The following is a 14,463-nucleotide window of genomic DNA, read 5'->3' on the forward strand; positions in this document are numbered from 1 at the left end:
CCGAAAAGGCTTGTTTATTCATGAATGATTTTTTATTGCGAATGAAATCACTTCTGGGTGATGAATTTGACGAATTTTTAAAATTTTACAACAGTGATGATTTTATAAAAGGACTTCGTGTCAACACCTTAAAATGTTTGCCCAAAAAGCTTTGTTCACTTCTTGATTTTGAACTGAAAAAGACTCCGTTTTGCGATGAGGGCTTTTACATTCCGTCCGATATTAAGTCAATCGGCAACAATCCTCTGCACCATGCAGGAGCGTTCTATGTTCAGGAACCATCTGCAACCTCGGCAGTTACAATGCTTGATGTTCATGAGGGCGATTATGTCCTTGATTTGTGTGCCGCTCCGGGCGGAAAAAGTACGCAAATCGGCGCTAAACTTAACGGAACAGGACTTTTGTGGAGCAATGAAATTATAAGAAACAGAGCGAATATTCTTTTATCGAATATTGAACGAATGGGTATTTCAAACGCAGTTGTATCAAACTGCCGTCCCGATGAACTTTGCAAAAGGCTTGAAAACCGTTTTGACAGGATTCTTGTTGACGCACCCTGCAGCGGCGAGGGAATGTTCCGCAAGAATGATGCGGAGCGTGAATGGAGCATTGAGCATGTAAAGAGTTGTGCCGCCCGTCAGCTTTTGATTCTTAACAGTGCAAAGGATGCCCTAAAGAACGGCGGATATATGGTTTATTCAACCTGTACTTTTTCAAAGGAAGAAAACGAGGGCGTAATTTCTCGGTTCCTTGCAGAAAATCCCGATTTTGAACTTGTTGATTCGGGCGTAACATTCGGCAGACCTACGCTTGATTATGCGAGAAGAATTTTCCCGATGGACGGCGGAGAAGGACATTTTGCCGCCAAGCTTTACAAAAAGGGCGAGCCGTATTCTAATTATAATATTCCTAAAAAGAATAATAAAATTGACTCGAAAATTTTTGATTTTTATGACAGTATTTTTATCGACAGACCGTTCGGTGAAAATATTGAGGTTATAAAGGATAAAATTATAGTTCTTCCACAGAATTATAATTTTGATGTAAAAGGCTTGCAGATTCTCCGTGCGGGAGTTATTCTCGGCGAAATTGTCAAGAACAGAATCGAACCGCATCACAGCGCATTTACGGCAGCTAAAAAGGAAAACTGTAAATCCGCAGTTGATTTTGATGTGAACAGTAAAGAAATTGCAGCGTATCTTCACGGTGAGGAAATTGCCGTGTCACAGGATGTCAAGGGCTATACGGCTGTTTGTGTAAACGGAATCACAACAGGCTTTGGCAAAGCGTCAAATTCAAGACTGAAAAATAAATATCCGAAAGGGCTTCGCATATTAAGATGAAAAAATTATCAGATATAGGTACAATCAAAGATATACTTTCAAGACACGGTTTTACTTTTTCAAAGTCACTCGGTCAGAATTTTCTTATAAACCCGTCAGTTTGTCCGAGAATGGCAGAGCTTTCGGGTGCCGGAGAGGGAGTAGGCGTAATTGAAGTCGGTCCCGGAATAGGGGTTCTCACAACAGAGCTTTGCTCACTTGCCGACAAGGTTGTAGCGGTTGAGCTTGACAAGCGACTTCTTCCCGTTCTTGAAGAAACACTCTCAGAACACGACAATGTTAAAGTTGTAAACGATGACATTCTTAAAATTGACTTGCACAGGCTGGTTGAAGAAGAATTTCAGGGTATGGATGTTGTTGTGTGCGCAAATCTTCCGTATTACATCACATCTCCCGTAATTATGAAATTGCTCGAGGACAGACTGCCGATTTCTGCAATCACGGTTATGGTTCAGAAAGAGGCGGCTCAGCGAATTTGTGCTGAGGTGGGTTCCCGTGCAAGCGGTGCGGTAACGGTATCGGTCAACTATTATGCAGAACCCGAAATGCTGTTTTCGGTTAGTGCCGGCTCGTTTATGCCTGCTCCAAAGGTTGATTCGGCTGTTTTAAGACTTAACATTCTCAAAGAACCGCCCGTGAAGGTTGATGACGAAAAGAAGTTTTTTAAGGTTGTAAAAGCCGCCTTTTCGCAGCGAAGAAAAACACTTTCAAATTCTCTTGCATCGGGACTTTCTTTGCCAAAGGCAGAGGTTAACGCAATTCTTGAAAATTCCTCCGTTCCTCTCAATGCAAGGGCGGAACAGCTGAAACTTGAAGATTTTGCAAACATTGCAAACAATCTTGGTGATTGATTATGAAAAGAAAAATGAACGGTCTTTACAAAACAGCTTTTATATTGATGCTTGTTGCCGCAGCACTTTTTATTGCCGCAACAATTGTTGCATATGCCCTTGAACGCCCGTATTTCTCAGCAGTTTTCTCATGCAGCGGAGCTTTTCTTGCATTTTTGGGCATAATATTTGCAACTTGCAGTAAACCCAAAAAACGCAAAAGACACCTTGTATCAGATGAAATTGTTGCCGAAAATGATGACGATGATGAGATTTCTGAAAATTTTGTTGACAATGAGCAATAAATTTGATAGAATGTCAGTAGATAAAGGGGAGTAGTTCGCAGATAATCTGTGATATGAATCGTCAGTACATACCGTTTTTCGGTATCGGTTATATCTTAAAGGACAAGACTTTTATTGTAGGGTGAGTTGCACCTTGCAATAAAGGTCTTTTTTATTTGTCTTTTTCAGTCTGTCTGTATTCTGCAATCCGAACGGAGGAGAAAATTATGAAAAATTGGTATCAGTTGACCGAGAGCGAAGCTCTTGACAAGCTCGGTGTAACAAGCGAAGGACTTTCGTCACAACAGGCTGACAGCCTTCTTGAAAAACACGGAAAAAATGCCCTTGAAGAAAGCAAAAAGAAATCTGTTTTTCAGGTGTTTTTAAGTCAGTTTGCCGACCTTATGGTAATCATCCTTATCATTGCGGCAATCGTTTCAATGTTTTCGGGAAGTGTTGAAAGCACAATCGTAATTTTTGCGGTAATCACACTCAATGCTATTCTCGGCACGGTTCAGCATGTTAAGGCAGAAAAGTCACTTGAAAGCCTTAAATCGCTTTCGTCACCCTCGGCAAAGGTAATCCGTGACGGAAGAAAAATTGAAATTGATTCAGAAAACATCGTTCCCGGCGACATTGTTGTGCTTGAGGCAGGCGACCTTGTTGTTGCAGACGGAAGAATAATCAATAACTATTCATTACAAGTAAATGAGAGCTCGCTCACGGGTGAATCTACAAATATTGACAAAAGTGTGGAGACAATTGAAAAGGAAGTTCCGCTTGCCGACCGCACCGATATGGTCTTTTCGGGCAGCCTTGTAACATACGGCAGAGCAATTGTTGTTGTTACGGAAACAGGCATGAACACAGAAATCGGTAAAATCGCAACACTTATGAATCAGGCAAAGAGCAAGAAAACTCCCCTCCAGCTCAGCCTTGATAAATTTTCGAGCAGACTTGCCGTTATTATTATGGCAATTTGCGTAGTAGTTTTCGGGCTGAGTATGTTCAACGGAATGTCGGTTCTTAACTCTCTTATGTTTGCCGTTGCACTTGCAGTAGCCGCAATCCCCGAGGCGCTCGGCTCAATCGTTACAATTGTTCAGGCAATGGGTACGCAAAAAATGGCAAAAGAAAATGCCGTTATCAAGGATTTGAAGGCTGTTGAAAGCCTCGGCTGTGTGTCTGTAATCTGCTCCGATAAGACGGGTACGCTCACACAGAATAAAATGACTGTTCAGAAAATCTATGTGAACGGCGAAAGTATTCTTGAGGATCAGCTCGACCTTAATATTGAAAGCCACCGTCATCTCCTTTACGATATGGTTCTTAACAACGATTCGAGTATCGTTGACGGAAAGGGAATAGGCGACCCGACCGAGTACGCTTTGCTTGAAACATTTCAGCATATCGGACTTGACGAAAATGTGCTTAGGGATGTTCTTACAAGGGTTGAGGAGGTTCCGTTTGATTCCGACAGAAAGATGATGAGCACAAAGTACAAAATGCACGGTGTAAATCATATTCTCACAAAGGGTGCGCTTGATTCAATTCTTGACCGTTGTGTAAGTATCGCAACAAAAGACGGTATTCGTCCGATTACAGATGAAGATAAGGCTGAGATTTCAAGAGTTAACCGTGAATATTCCGAACAGGGACTCCGTGTTCTCACCTTTGCATATAAGGAATCTGATGAGGCTCTCACGGTTAACACAGAGAAGGATTATACATTCATCGGACTTGTTTCAATGATAGATCCTCCGAGAGAGGAGTCAAAACAGGCTGTTGCCGATGCAATCCGTGCAGGAATCAAGCCTGTTATGATTACGGGCGACCACAAAATCACAGCAAGTGCAATTGCAAAGCAGATTGGTATTTTCAATGACGGCGACATCGCAGTTACAGGTCTTGAGCTTGACGCAATGAGCGATAAGGAGCTTGACGAAAAAATTGAGAAAATTTCTGTTTATGCACGAGTTTCTCCCGAAAACAAAATCAGAATCGTTGAGGCTTGGCAAAGAAAAGGCAACATTGTTTCCATGACAGGTGACGGTGTAAACGATGCACCCGCTCTCAAAAAAGCTGATATTGGTGTTGCAATGGGTATCACAGGTACCGAAGTTTCAAAAGACGCCGCGTCTATGATTCTTCAGGATGATAACTTTGCTACAATTATCAAGGCGGTTGCAAACGGCCGAAATGTTTACCGCAACATTAAAAATGCAATTCTTTTCTTACTTTCGGGTAATATGGCAGGTATTTTTGCCGTGTTGTTCTGTTCAATTATGGCTCTGCCCGTACCGTTTGAGGCGGTTCACCTTCTGTTTATCAACCTTCTTACAGACTCACTTCCCGCAATTGCAATCGGTATGGAGAAGCCCGAAAAAGACTTGCTCAGGCAGAAACCCCGTGATCCGAAACAGGGAATCCTTACAAAAAGCTTTTCTGCTCTTATGCTCGGACAGGGCGCTTTGATTGCCGTTGTAACGCTCATTTCATTCTACATCGGACTTCAGACAAGTCCTGCCGTTGCAAGCACAATGGCATTTGCAACACTCACGCTTGCAAGACTGTTCCACGGCTTTAATTGCAGAAGTACACATTCAATCTTTAAACTCGGACTTTTTTCAAACACGGCAAGCATAGGCGCTTTCTTTATCGGAACATTCCTGCTCGCATTTGTATTGTTTGTTCCGTTTATGCAGCCGCTTTTCAGCGTTACCGCACTCACAGGCACACAGGCAGGCTTTATAGCCCTCCTCGCATTCATCCCGACATTTATAATTCAGTTTGTAAAAGTCATTGTTGAAAATGTGAGAAAGTAAATTTAATAACATTGAACACGGCAGATTGATTTTGCCGTGTTCTTTTACTTTTATCGAATAAAATTCATTGACAAAGAAATAATAATGTAGTACAATGTACTATACAAGGAGGTCGGTATTATGGCATTCTCAATCAGATTAACAGAACAGGAAAAGAAAATAGCAGACAGCTATGCTCGGTTGCACTCAATATCACTCGGAGAGGCTTTTAAACAGGCTTTGTTTGAAAAAATCGAAGAAGAATATGACCTTGCCGTTTTTGATGACGCTTATGATGAATACAAAAAAAGCGGTGAAGAAAGCAGACCAATCTCTGATTTTTGGAAGGAACTTGACATATGAGTTATGTTGTAAGAACCACTCCGAGATTTGAAAAAGAATTTAAAAAACTCGACAGATATACTATGAAGATGATTAAAGCGTGGATTGAAAAGAATTTATCGGGGTGTGAAAATCCCAGAGTAAAGGGGAAGGCTCTCACGGCAAATCGCAAAGGTCAATGGCGGTATCGTATCGGAGATTACAGACTGCTCTGCCTTATAGAAGACGAAGAACTTGTTATTCTTGCTTTGTCTATAGGTCACAGGCGAGAGGTTTATGACAACACTTAAAATTAAAAATACTTAAATAATTAAATTCAGTCATAATCTTTGAATAATTATGACTGAAAATTATTTAATTTGAATTATTTTGACTGAAATTACAAAAATTCCTTGACAAAGTTTGACAGGTTTCTTATAATTAAATCATAACATAATGTTTCGCAGGGTATTACAGGATATACAAAAATAAGATTAAGAAGGGTGACAGAAATTATGAACATTTGGCACGACATTTCTCCAAAGAGAATTACAAAAGACAAGTTTTATGCCGTAATCGAAATTTCAAAGGGCGGCAAAAACAAATATGAGCTTGACAAAGAAACAGGTATGCTCAAGCTTGACCGTGTGCTTTTTACATCAACTCATTATCCTGCAAACTACGGCTTTATTCCGAGAACCTTTGCAGATGACGGCGATCCGCTTGATGTTCTTGTTTTGTGCAGTGAAACAATTCAGCCGATGACACTCGTTGAATGCAAGCCAATCGGTGTTCTTAATATGGTTGATAATGACAGCTGTGACGAAAAAATTATCGCAGTTCCGGTAAACGATCCCAACTACAACTGCTACAGCGACATCAGCGAACTTCCAAAACATTATTTTGAAGAAATTCAGCACTTTTTCCAGGTTTACAAGACCCTTGAGGCTGACAAGGTTACTTCGGTAACCGAAACCGACGGTGTTGACAAGGCTAAAGAAATCATTGAAAAGGCTATCACAAGCTATATTCGTGATTTTCAGATGGCGTAAATTTATAAAGACTGCAAAACTAAAAGCTTTACCAAAAACGGTAAAGCTTTTTCTTTATTCTGATATTTAATTTAATTCTAAAAAGGAATATTATTATAATCCATTCCTGTATAATAAAAATACCGCAGGTTAAAGTTTAAAATCCTTAGCCGAAAAATCTGTTTTAAAAACCGTGACATTCGGCATACGCAATAACGGGTCATACTTAAATGATCTGCATTTTCCGTTCTTGACCTGCTTAGATTTTTTGCAGAACATAATATCATTTTCAATTCCGCTGTATTCGCAATATGAACAGTTGACAGGAATATTCTTGCCAAACAAACTTTTTTTCATAATCAACACCTCTGAATGTATATAGTATAGCATTAACTTGATTATGTTTCAAGCATAATATTTTGTCGGATTTTATTTATGAAAATCAGAAAGGAACGCTTATGAAATTTTCTTCAAAAACAATGAAACTCAACAACATTGATACAGTACCGTATCTTACATATAATTCTTTGTCAGAAATAAATTTTATCAATCACGCATTCACAACCAGACTTGGCGGAGTGTCAACGGGTGAATTTACATCAATGAATATGGCGTTTAACAGGGGTGACAATCCCGACAGCGTAACCGAAAATTACAAAAGATTCTGCAAAAGTGCAGGCTTTGATTATGAAAGCCTTGTAGCCTCGGCGCAGGATCACCACACGGTTGTAAGAGCCGTAACATCTGCCGAAAAGGGCATAGGCATCTACAAGCCCCGTGATATGGAGAGCGTTGACGCCTTGATTACAAATGAAAATGGAGTAACCCTTGTAACCTACTATGCCGACTGCACACCGCTGTTTTTTGTTGATACAAAGAACAAGGCAATCGGGCTTGCCCATGCCGGATGGAGGGGAACTGTCGGCAGAATAGGGGAAAAGGTTGTTGAGAAAATGACTGAGCTTTACGGCACAAATCCCACCGATATCAAAGCCGCAATCGGTCCCGCAATTTCAGTTTGTTGCTATGAGGTTGACTATCCATGTGCAGAACATTTTCTGAATCTTGCAGACCTTGACAGTTCAAAGTTTGTTTTTGAAAAAGGAAACGGAAAATATATGGTTGACCTCCTCGAAACCAACCGTCAAATTCTTACTGCTTCAGGTGTAAAGAATGAAAACATAACAGTTTCGGATGTCTGCACCAACTGCAACAGCGACCTCTTATGGAGTCACCGTGCCACCAAAGGTCACAGAGGCACAATGAGTGCATTTATGTGTATAAAATAAGAATACTATTTTTGCTTTTGCAAAGCAAAAGACGGTTATTGACCGCCTTTATATATCTGAATTTATCTTTCTGTTTTTTGCAAACCATACATCGTTTACCTCAAATTCTTTGCCGTTGAGGTAATTAAGAATACCTGCGTCGGTTTCAAAATTGAATTTCAGCTTATAGCTGTATAGCGCCTGATACTTAATGTTGTCGGGTGCTTTTTTGCCTTTGCCGTATTTTGTATCGCCCACAAGCGGATGTCCGATTGATGCCATATGTGCTCTTATCTGATGAGTTCTGCCCGTCAGCAGTTCAACCTCGGCAAGGCTGAATTTGCCGTTGAAGTCAAGAATTTCATATTTTGTCTTGATTTCTTTTGAACCCTCAACCTCATTTTTGAAAACAGTAACCTTGTTTTTGCTTTCATTCTTGGTCATATAGCCGTGAAGTGTGTCGCTGTTCTTTTTCGGCTTTCCGTATAAAAGGCAGAGATAGTATTTTTCAAGCTCTCTTGTTTTCATTTTTGCATTTAAAATTCTCAGGCTGTCGGCATTTTTAGCCGCAATAACAATTCCGCCCGTGTTTCTGTCAATTCTGTTGACAAGTGCAGGTGCAAAGGCCTTTTCTTCATCGGGATTGTATTCGCCTTTGTCATAAAGGTAGTGCTGAACTCTTGCAACAAGTGAATCAAAGTGATAATTCTTGTCGGGGTGTACGATTATGCCCGGTTTTTTATCTATAAGTATAAGGTTTTCATCCTCATAAACAATGTCAAAGGTTTTCGGTGCTTTCATGAACTCATAGCTTTTTTGCTCCGATGCCTCAAAAAATTCGTCCTTAATATAAAAGGTAAGCACATCGCCCTCTTTGAGCATAGTCTGAATATCGCACTTTTTGCCATTTACCTTAATACACTTTTTTCTTATATATTTGTACATAAGCGACTTTGGCAGAGTTTTGAATCTTTTCTGCAAAAATTTATCCAGCCGCTGATTTGCGTCATTCTTTTTTATTTCAAGTGTTCTCATAATTTGTAAAATTCTCCGTAAAAGTTTCTTAGATTATCTTATATCAATTTTAAAAATAATTCAACTGCTTTTGCACACTATTTGATTTTGTGTATATTCTGGTATAGGGTGATACAGTGAATTGCTACAGACAGAGAATTAAATCCGCAGTATGCTTTGGATTGGGACTGCTGTGTGCATCACTTCTGCCGAGTGAATGGGTACTCGTCATTGCGGCAGGCGCACTCGTAGTTGTCAGTATTTGTTGTGTTCGGAGGTAAATTATGAAAGTTGTACTTATTGAGAAACCAAAATTCATATCGGCAATTTTAAGAAAAATTTACGGAATTAAAAAAGGGTGAAAATAAATCGGTGAAAGCAAACACAACATTTTCAAGTGCTGCCGGTTTGGTCGGCAGGTAAACAGTTGCCGCCGTAGTGCCTGTTCATAGCACCTTTTGCCGAATTACGATAATTTAAGACGGTATTGACTGTTCAGTATTAAAGAAAATGCCTTTCGCTTTTGCGAGGGGCATTTTTGCGTGCTTTTTCGCGGAATATTTATGTGTGTCGGTGTAATATTTTTCTTCCGTATGCAATATATTTAACTATAAAACATAAAGGAGAGAAAAATATGGAGTTTAATCAGGAGAACCGTTCGTTTTGCACACCGTCGGTTGTGCTTGACACGGTTGCCGAACAGCTTGCAGATGTTGATCTTACTCTGCCCGATTATTGTCCGGATATTGAAAAAATTCTGAAATGTACCCTTACACCCAAAATTCAAAGCAGGACGCTTTCGGGCGGTCAGCTTCAAATCGACGGATTCTGTACTGTGAATGTGATGTATGTGGAAAGCATAAATAAAAGCGTTCGCTGCTGCGAACAAAGCGTTAATTTTTCGCAGAGCTTTTCCGTGAAGGACGCTTCGGATAATCCGGTTATAATAACCAAAACCAAGTCGGAATACATAAACTGCAGAGCATTAAGCCCACGCAGACTTGTAATGCACGGAGCATTTTCTCTGTATGCAAAAGTATTTTCCAAAACTCAGACGAGCATTTTCACTTCGCCCGATAATATTGAGATATTAAAAAAGACGGTGTCTTGTGCCGACCTTAAATCGTTCTGTCAGGAGCAGTTTTCGGTATGTGAAGAAATCTCCGTAGGCGAAAAGCCCCGTATTGAGTCTGTCCTTCACAGCGATATAAGCGTGGGAGTTACCGATGCAAAAGCCGTTACGGGAAAGCTTATGCTCAACGGCGAGCTTAATCTTAAGCTGCTGTATCTGACAAATGTTGAAAGCGGAGAAACGGGAAAGCTTGATTATCTTCTTCCGTTCAATAAGATTATCGACTGTGACGGAATTGACGAAAACACAATAAACTGCGTTTCCTGCGATGTTATGTCATATGACATAAGACTGAAAAACGATATGCTTTCCGAAAAGCCTTCCGTTATTCTTGATGTCAAGCTTTGCGTAACCGAAGAAGGTTACATTACCCGTGAAGAAGAGGTTGTATGTGACGCTTATTCCACAGACTTTTCATCACTGCCCGAATTTGAACAGCTTAAAATTACAGGAGAAGTTGTTCCTCTAAACGAAGCTCATATGGAAAAACTGTCCGTGAAGGTAGATGACGGCAAAATTTCAAAAATTCTTGATATTTTTACCGATCAGATAACAGCCGAAGCTTCACACGATAACAGAGGTACGGTCGTAAAGGGCAAAATTAACATATGTATACTTGCTCTCAACGAGGAAGACGCGCCCGTGTTTATTGAACGCTCAGCCGATTATGAACATATCATTCCTAATAATGAATGTAACTGTGCAAAAATTTCAGGAGCACGCGCAGCAAGTATAAGCTACCGTCTTGCCGAAGATGATGTGATTGAAATCCGCTGTGAGCTGAAAATATGCGGAGCCGCTATTTCCGAAAACAGAATAAATGTCGTTAAAAATGTGAATGTTTTTGAGGATAAACCAATACCTCCCGAAAATTTTGCACTTACTTTATATTTTGCGAATAAGGGAGAAAAGCTCTGGGATATTGCAAAATCACACAATACAAGGCTTGGTTTGCTGCTTTCGGAAAATCCGGAGGAAAATCAGGTGCTTGAAGCCCCGAAAATGCTGTTGATTCCGAGAATATAGGGAGGTATAAAGATGGAAGAAAGAAATGTTTATCAGGACATTTCCCGAAGGACAGACGGCGATGTATATATCGGAGTTGTCGGCCCCGTCAGAACGGGTAAATCCACATTTATAAAAAGGTTTATGGATTCGCTTGTACTGCCGAATATTCGTGACGAGGCAGTCTATAAGCGTACCGTTGACGAACTTCCGCAGTCTGCCGCGGGAAGAACCATAATGACAACAGAACCAAAGTTTATTCCCGAGGAATCCGTTGAAATCAATCTTGGCAGCAACACAACCTTTAATGTCCGTATGATTGATTGTGTCGGATATATTGTGAACAGCGCCATCGGCTACAGTGAAGAGGACGAACCGAGAATGGTGAAAACTCCGTGGTCAAACGAGGCGATTCCCTTTGATGATGCCGCAGAAATCGGTACTAAAAAGGTAATTACCGACCATTCGACAATCGGTCTTGTTATTACAACGGACGGTACAATCAGCGATATTCCGAGAGAAGATTATATAGAAAGTGAAAAGCGCGTAATAAATGAACTCAAGGCAATTAACAAGCCGTTTATTATTCTGCTCAATTCAGTTGACCCTGCGGCGGACGAAGCAATCAATCTTTCAAATGAAATGACTGCAGAGTATAAAGTTCCCGTAATACCTGTAAGCTGTATGGAGCTTGATGAAACCGAAATCAAAAGGATACTCGCACAGCTTTTGTTTGAATTTCCTATCCGTGAAATCAAGGTTGACATTCCAAGATGGGTTGTAAAGCTCGACAAAGACCATTGGCTGAAGTCGGTTGTATTTGATTCAATAAAGAAAAATGCCGCAAAAATCGAGAAAATCAGGCAAATTCAGCAGGTGTTATCAGAGCTTGAACAATGTGAGTACATTACTTCTGCAAGGGTTACGAACCTTGACCTCGGCAAAGGCTGTGCCGAAATGGCTGTATCTATCAGAGGTGAGCTTTTCTACAAGGTAATTTCCGAAGAAACAGGTCTTGAAATTACAGAAGAATACGAGCTTCTGAACTGTATAAAGACTCTTTCACAAAAACAAAAGGAATTTGACAAGATTGCTCAGGCTTATGAGCAGGTTCAGGAAACGGGCTACGGAATTGTTATGCCGACAATTGACGAACTTACCCTTGACGAACCGCAGATTATTAAGCAGAGCGGAAAATACGGCATAAAACTCAGAGCAAGCGCGCCGTCAATTCATATGATGAAGATATTTACGCAGACAGAGGTTACTCCGATTGTCGGATCGGAACAGCAGTCCGAAGAGCTTGTGTCTTATCTTCTCAGAGAATTTGACGAAAATCCGGAGAAAATCTGGGAGAGTAACATATTCGGAAAATCCGTCCATGAGCTTGTAAACGAGGGACTTCACAACAAGCTTTACAGAATGCCCGCCGACGCAAGGCGGAGAATAGGGGAAACCATTGAGAAAATTATCAATGACGGCTGCAACGGATTGATATGTATAATTCTGTAACGGTAAATAACAACAGAATTGCAAAGATTTAATTAACAAATAAATCAGCTAACGAAAAAATAAATTAGTAATATCGCCAAAAAAATATTCGCCCCATATTTGTTGTTGAAAATGCTTCGGGAATAAAGTATAATATTCCTATATGCAAATGACAAATATGGGGGTTGTTTTATGAATCTTTCCGATGTAGCTTTATTGGCTAAAGAGGAGCTTTCCCTTGCCGAAAAAGGTATTGCCTCTGCAAAAGTTGTTCTTACAGGTTTTGTTGTTGTATTCGCAATGCTGATTCTCTTGATTTTCATAATCAAGATTTACGGCGCAATTATTCAGAAAGCTCAAAATGCCGGCAAAAAGAGCAAAGAGAAAAAGGCTGAAACCGTAGCAGAAACTCCTGCTCCCGTTGTTGCCGTTCCTGTTGCTCCTGCTCAGACAGACGGTGTTTCCGATGAGGTTGTTGCCGTAATCTCCGCAGCAGTTGCCACAATGTACGGCTCTTCCGAAAAAGCAAGAATCAAGAGTATTAAAAAGTCATCAGACGGCGGTCGTTCCGCATGGGCAAAAGCCGGTGTACTTGATAATACCCGCCCGTTTTAAGGCAAAGTTTTAAGGGAAAGGATGTTATCTAATGGAAATTTTACAAGGCTTTGTAGATGCCGTTGTCGGTATCTTTGAAGACTCGGGTCTGTTAACTCTTAACTGGCAGAACTATGTAATGATTGGTATTTCAATCGTTTTGCTTTACCTTGCAATCAAAAAGCAGTATGAGCCGCTTTTGCTCCTTCCTATCGCATTCGGTATGCTGCTTGTTAATCTTTATCCGAGCATTATGGCTCCGCCTACAACACAGTATTTGACAGAGGCTCAATGTGCCGCACAGAATGTTGCGGTGTCAGGACATGCCAAGGATGTGATTCAAGGAGTAACTTATATTGAGAATCCGACATACGGCGGACTCCTTTATTACCTCTATCAGGGTGTTAAGCTCGGCATTTATCCGCCTCTTATCTTCCTCGGCATCGGTTGTATGACTGACTTCGGTCCGCTCATCTCTAACCCGAAGAGCCTTATTCTCGGTGCTGCCGCACAGATTGGTATCTTTTTAACATTTACAGGTGCTATTTTCCTCGGCTTTACAGAGGCAGAGGCAGGTGCTATCGGTATTATCGGCGGTGCCGACGGTCCTACGGCTATTTATGTAACAACAAAGCTTGCTCCGCATCTTCTCGGTTCAATCGCAATTGCCGCATATTCATATATGGCTCTTGTGCCGATTATTCAGCCGCCTATTATGAAGGCGCTCACAACCAAAAAAGAGCGTTCGGTAGTTATGGAGCAGCTTCGTCCTGTTTCAAAGCTTGAGAAGATTATGTTCCCGGTAATCGTTGTTATTATTATCGCAATCTTCCTTCCCGACGCAGCTCCGCTCGTTGGTATGCTTATGCTCGGTAACCTCTTTAAGGAGTCCGGCGTTGTTGAAAGACTCAGCAAAACAGCTCAGAACGAGCTTATGAATATTATCACAATCTTCCTCGGTACAACTGTAGGTGCAACTGCATCCGGTCAGAACTTCCTTACTCTTGACACAATCAAGATTATCGTTCTCGGTCTTCTTGCGTTCTGTATGGGTACTGCATTCGGTGTACTCTTCGGTAAGATTATGTACAAGGCAACAGGCGGTAAGGTTAACCCGCTCATCGGTTCAGCAGGCGTATCCGCCGTTCCGATGGCTGCCCGTGTATCTCAGAAGGTTGGTCAGGCTGAAAATCCCGGCAACTTCCTGCTTATGCACGCTATGGGCCCGAATGTTGCAGGTGTAATCGGTTCTGCGGTTGCCGCAGGCGTACTCCTTAATGTTGTAGGCTGATAACCGTAACTTAATAAACTATGATAAAGGAAGTCTTTACGGCTTCCTTTATTTT

The 14,463-nt window shown here is 41.0% G+C and carries 16 protein-coding genes; 14 read left to right on the top strand and 2 right to left on the bottom strand.

Translation table 11 applies throughout. From position 1 onward, the window contains the following. The first annotated feature begins 20 nt into the window (after positions 1 to 20). The 7 genes from QDI94_RS01620 to QDI94_RS01650 all read left to right on the top strand — a co-directional run bounded on the left by QDI94_RS01620 (position 21) and on the right by QDI94_RS01650 (position 6,634). Positions 21 to 1,343: an RsmB/NOP family class I SAM-dependent RNA methyltransferase gene (locus QDI94_RS01620; RefSeq protein ID WP_278866610.1), complete on the top strand. Its 1,323-nt coding sequence runs from the start codon at positions 21 to 23 to the stop codon at positions 1,341 to 1,343. After that, positions 1,340 to 2,194, top strand: a complete 855-nt coding sequence (rsmA, locus tag QDI94_RS01625) for a 16S rRNA (adenine(1518)-N(6)/adenine(1519)-N(6))-dimethyltransferase RsmA (RefSeq protein WP_278866613.1) — start codon at positions 1,340 to 1,342, stop codon at positions 2,192 to 2,194. The genes QDI94_RS01620 and rsmA overlap by 4 nt, the downstream gene beginning before the upstream one ends. A gap of 2 nt (positions 2,195 to 2,196) precedes the next feature. Then, on the top strand, positions 2,197 to 2,478 hold the full coding sequence (locus QDI94_RS01630) for a hypothetical protein (protein ID WP_278866616.1): 282 nt from the start codon (positions 2,197 to 2,199) through the stop codon (positions 2,476 to 2,478). A gap of 206 nt (positions 2,479 to 2,684) precedes the next feature. Then, positions 2,685 to 5,282 (top strand): cation-translocating P-type ATPase, encoded by a 2,598-nt coding sequence (locus QDI94_RS01635; RefSeq protein WP_278866618.1) that lies wholly within the window; start codon positions 2,685 to 2,687, stop codon positions 5,280 to 5,282. Between the two features lie 120 nt (positions 5,283 to 5,402). Then, positions 5,403 to 5,624 (top strand): type II toxin-antitoxin system RelB family antitoxin, encoded by a 222-nt coding sequence (gene relB / locus QDI94_RS01640; protein ID WP_101029524.1) that lies wholly within the window; start codon positions 5,403 to 5,405, stop codon positions 5,622 to 5,624. Then, positions 5,621 to 5,893: a type II toxin-antitoxin system RelE family toxin gene (locus QDI94_RS01645; protein WP_101029525.1), complete on the top strand. Its 273-nt coding sequence runs from the start codon at positions 5,621 to 5,623 to the stop codon at positions 5,891 to 5,893. The genes relB and QDI94_RS01645 overlap by 4 nt, the downstream gene beginning before the upstream one ends. Before the next feature lie 204 nt (positions 5,894 to 6,097). Further along, positions 6,098 to 6,634: an inorganic diphosphatase gene (locus tag QDI94_RS01650; protein WP_015524078.1), complete on the top strand. Its 537-nt coding sequence runs from the start codon at positions 6,098 to 6,100 to the stop codon at positions 6,632 to 6,634. Between the two features lie 129 nt (positions 6,635 to 6,763). Here the strand turns inward: QDI94_RS01650 and QDI94_RS01655 are convergent, their stop codons facing one another. Continuing rightward, the gene (locus tag QDI94_RS01655; RefSeq protein WP_101029527.1) at positions 6,764 to 6,970 is read right to left on the bottom strand and encodes a hypothetical protein; all 207 of its coding nucleotides are present in this window, start codon (positions 6,968 to 6,970) and stop codon (positions 6,764 to 6,766) included. Positions 6,971 to 7,071: 101 nt separating this feature from the next. Between QDI94_RS01655 and pgeF the strand changes: the two genes are divergently transcribed. Beyond that, positions 7,072 to 7,902 carry a peptidoglycan editing factor PgeF gene (gene pgeF, locus QDI94_RS01660; protein WP_278866622.1) on the top strand — a complete coding sequence of 277 codons (831 nt, stop codon included), beginning with the start codon at positions 7,072 to 7,074 and terminating at the stop codon, positions 7,900 to 7,902. Positions 7,903 to 7,950: 48 nt separating this feature from the next. On the opposite strand, the gene QDI94_RS01665 is transcribed toward pgeF, so the two are convergent. After that, positions 7,951 to 8,916, bottom strand: a complete 966-nt coding sequence (locus QDI94_RS01665; protein WP_278866625.1) for an RluA family pseudouridine synthase — start codon at positions 8,914 to 8,916, stop codon at positions 7,951 to 7,953. 116 nt (positions 8,917 to 9,032) lie between these two features. Between QDI94_RS01665 and QDI94_RS01670 the strand changes: the two genes are divergently transcribed. From QDI94_RS01670 to QDI94_RS01690, 6 genes are all read left to right on the top strand, one after another. Continuing rightward, positions 9,033 to 9,176 carry a hypothetical protein gene (locus tag QDI94_RS01670; RefSeq protein WP_169923304.1) on the top strand — a complete coding sequence of 48 codons (144 nt, stop codon included), beginning with the start codon at positions 9,033 to 9,035 and terminating at the stop codon, positions 9,174 to 9,176. Positions 9,177 to 9,179: 3 nt separating this feature from the next. Then, complete coding sequence (spoVM, locus tag QDI94_RS09870) at positions 9,180 to 9,257, top strand: stage V sporulation protein SpoVM (RefSeq protein WP_101029637.1); 78 nt, start codon at positions 9,180 to 9,182, stop codon at positions 9,255 to 9,257. 272 nt (positions 9,258 to 9,529) lie between these two features. Next, entirely contained in the window at positions 9,530 to 11,053 is a 1,524-nt protein-coding gene (locus tag QDI94_RS01675) for a DUF3794 domain-containing protein (RefSeq protein WP_278866628.1), read from the top strand. A 12-nt stretch (positions 11,054 to 11,065) separates the two neighbouring features. Further along, on the top strand, positions 11,066 to 12,544 hold the full coding sequence (gene spoIVA, locus QDI94_RS01680) for a stage IV sporulation protein A (protein ID WP_278866631.1): 1,479 nt from the start codon (positions 11,066 to 11,068) through the stop codon (positions 12,542 to 12,544). 171 nt (positions 12,545 to 12,715) lie between these two features. Beyond that, on the top strand, positions 12,716 to 13,138 hold the full coding sequence (locus tag QDI94_RS01685; RefSeq protein ID WP_101029531.1) for an OadG family transporter subunit: 423 nt from the start codon (positions 12,716 to 12,718) through the stop codon (positions 13,136 to 13,138). Positions 13,139 to 13,169: 31 nt separating this feature from the next. Then, a complete protein-coding gene (locus QDI94_RS01690; RefSeq protein WP_278866635.1) occupies positions 13,170 to 14,408 on the top strand; it encodes a sodium ion-translocating decarboxylase subunit beta in 1,239 nt (412 codons plus the stop codon). Positions 14,409 to 14,463: the final 55 nt, after the last annotated feature.

Origin of the sequence: Ruminococcus bromii (genome assembly GCF_928721825.1) — a bacterium.
Taxonomy (GTDB): Bacteria; Bacillota; Clostridia; order Oscillospirales; family Acutalibacteraceae; genus Ruminococcoides; species Ruminococcoides bromii.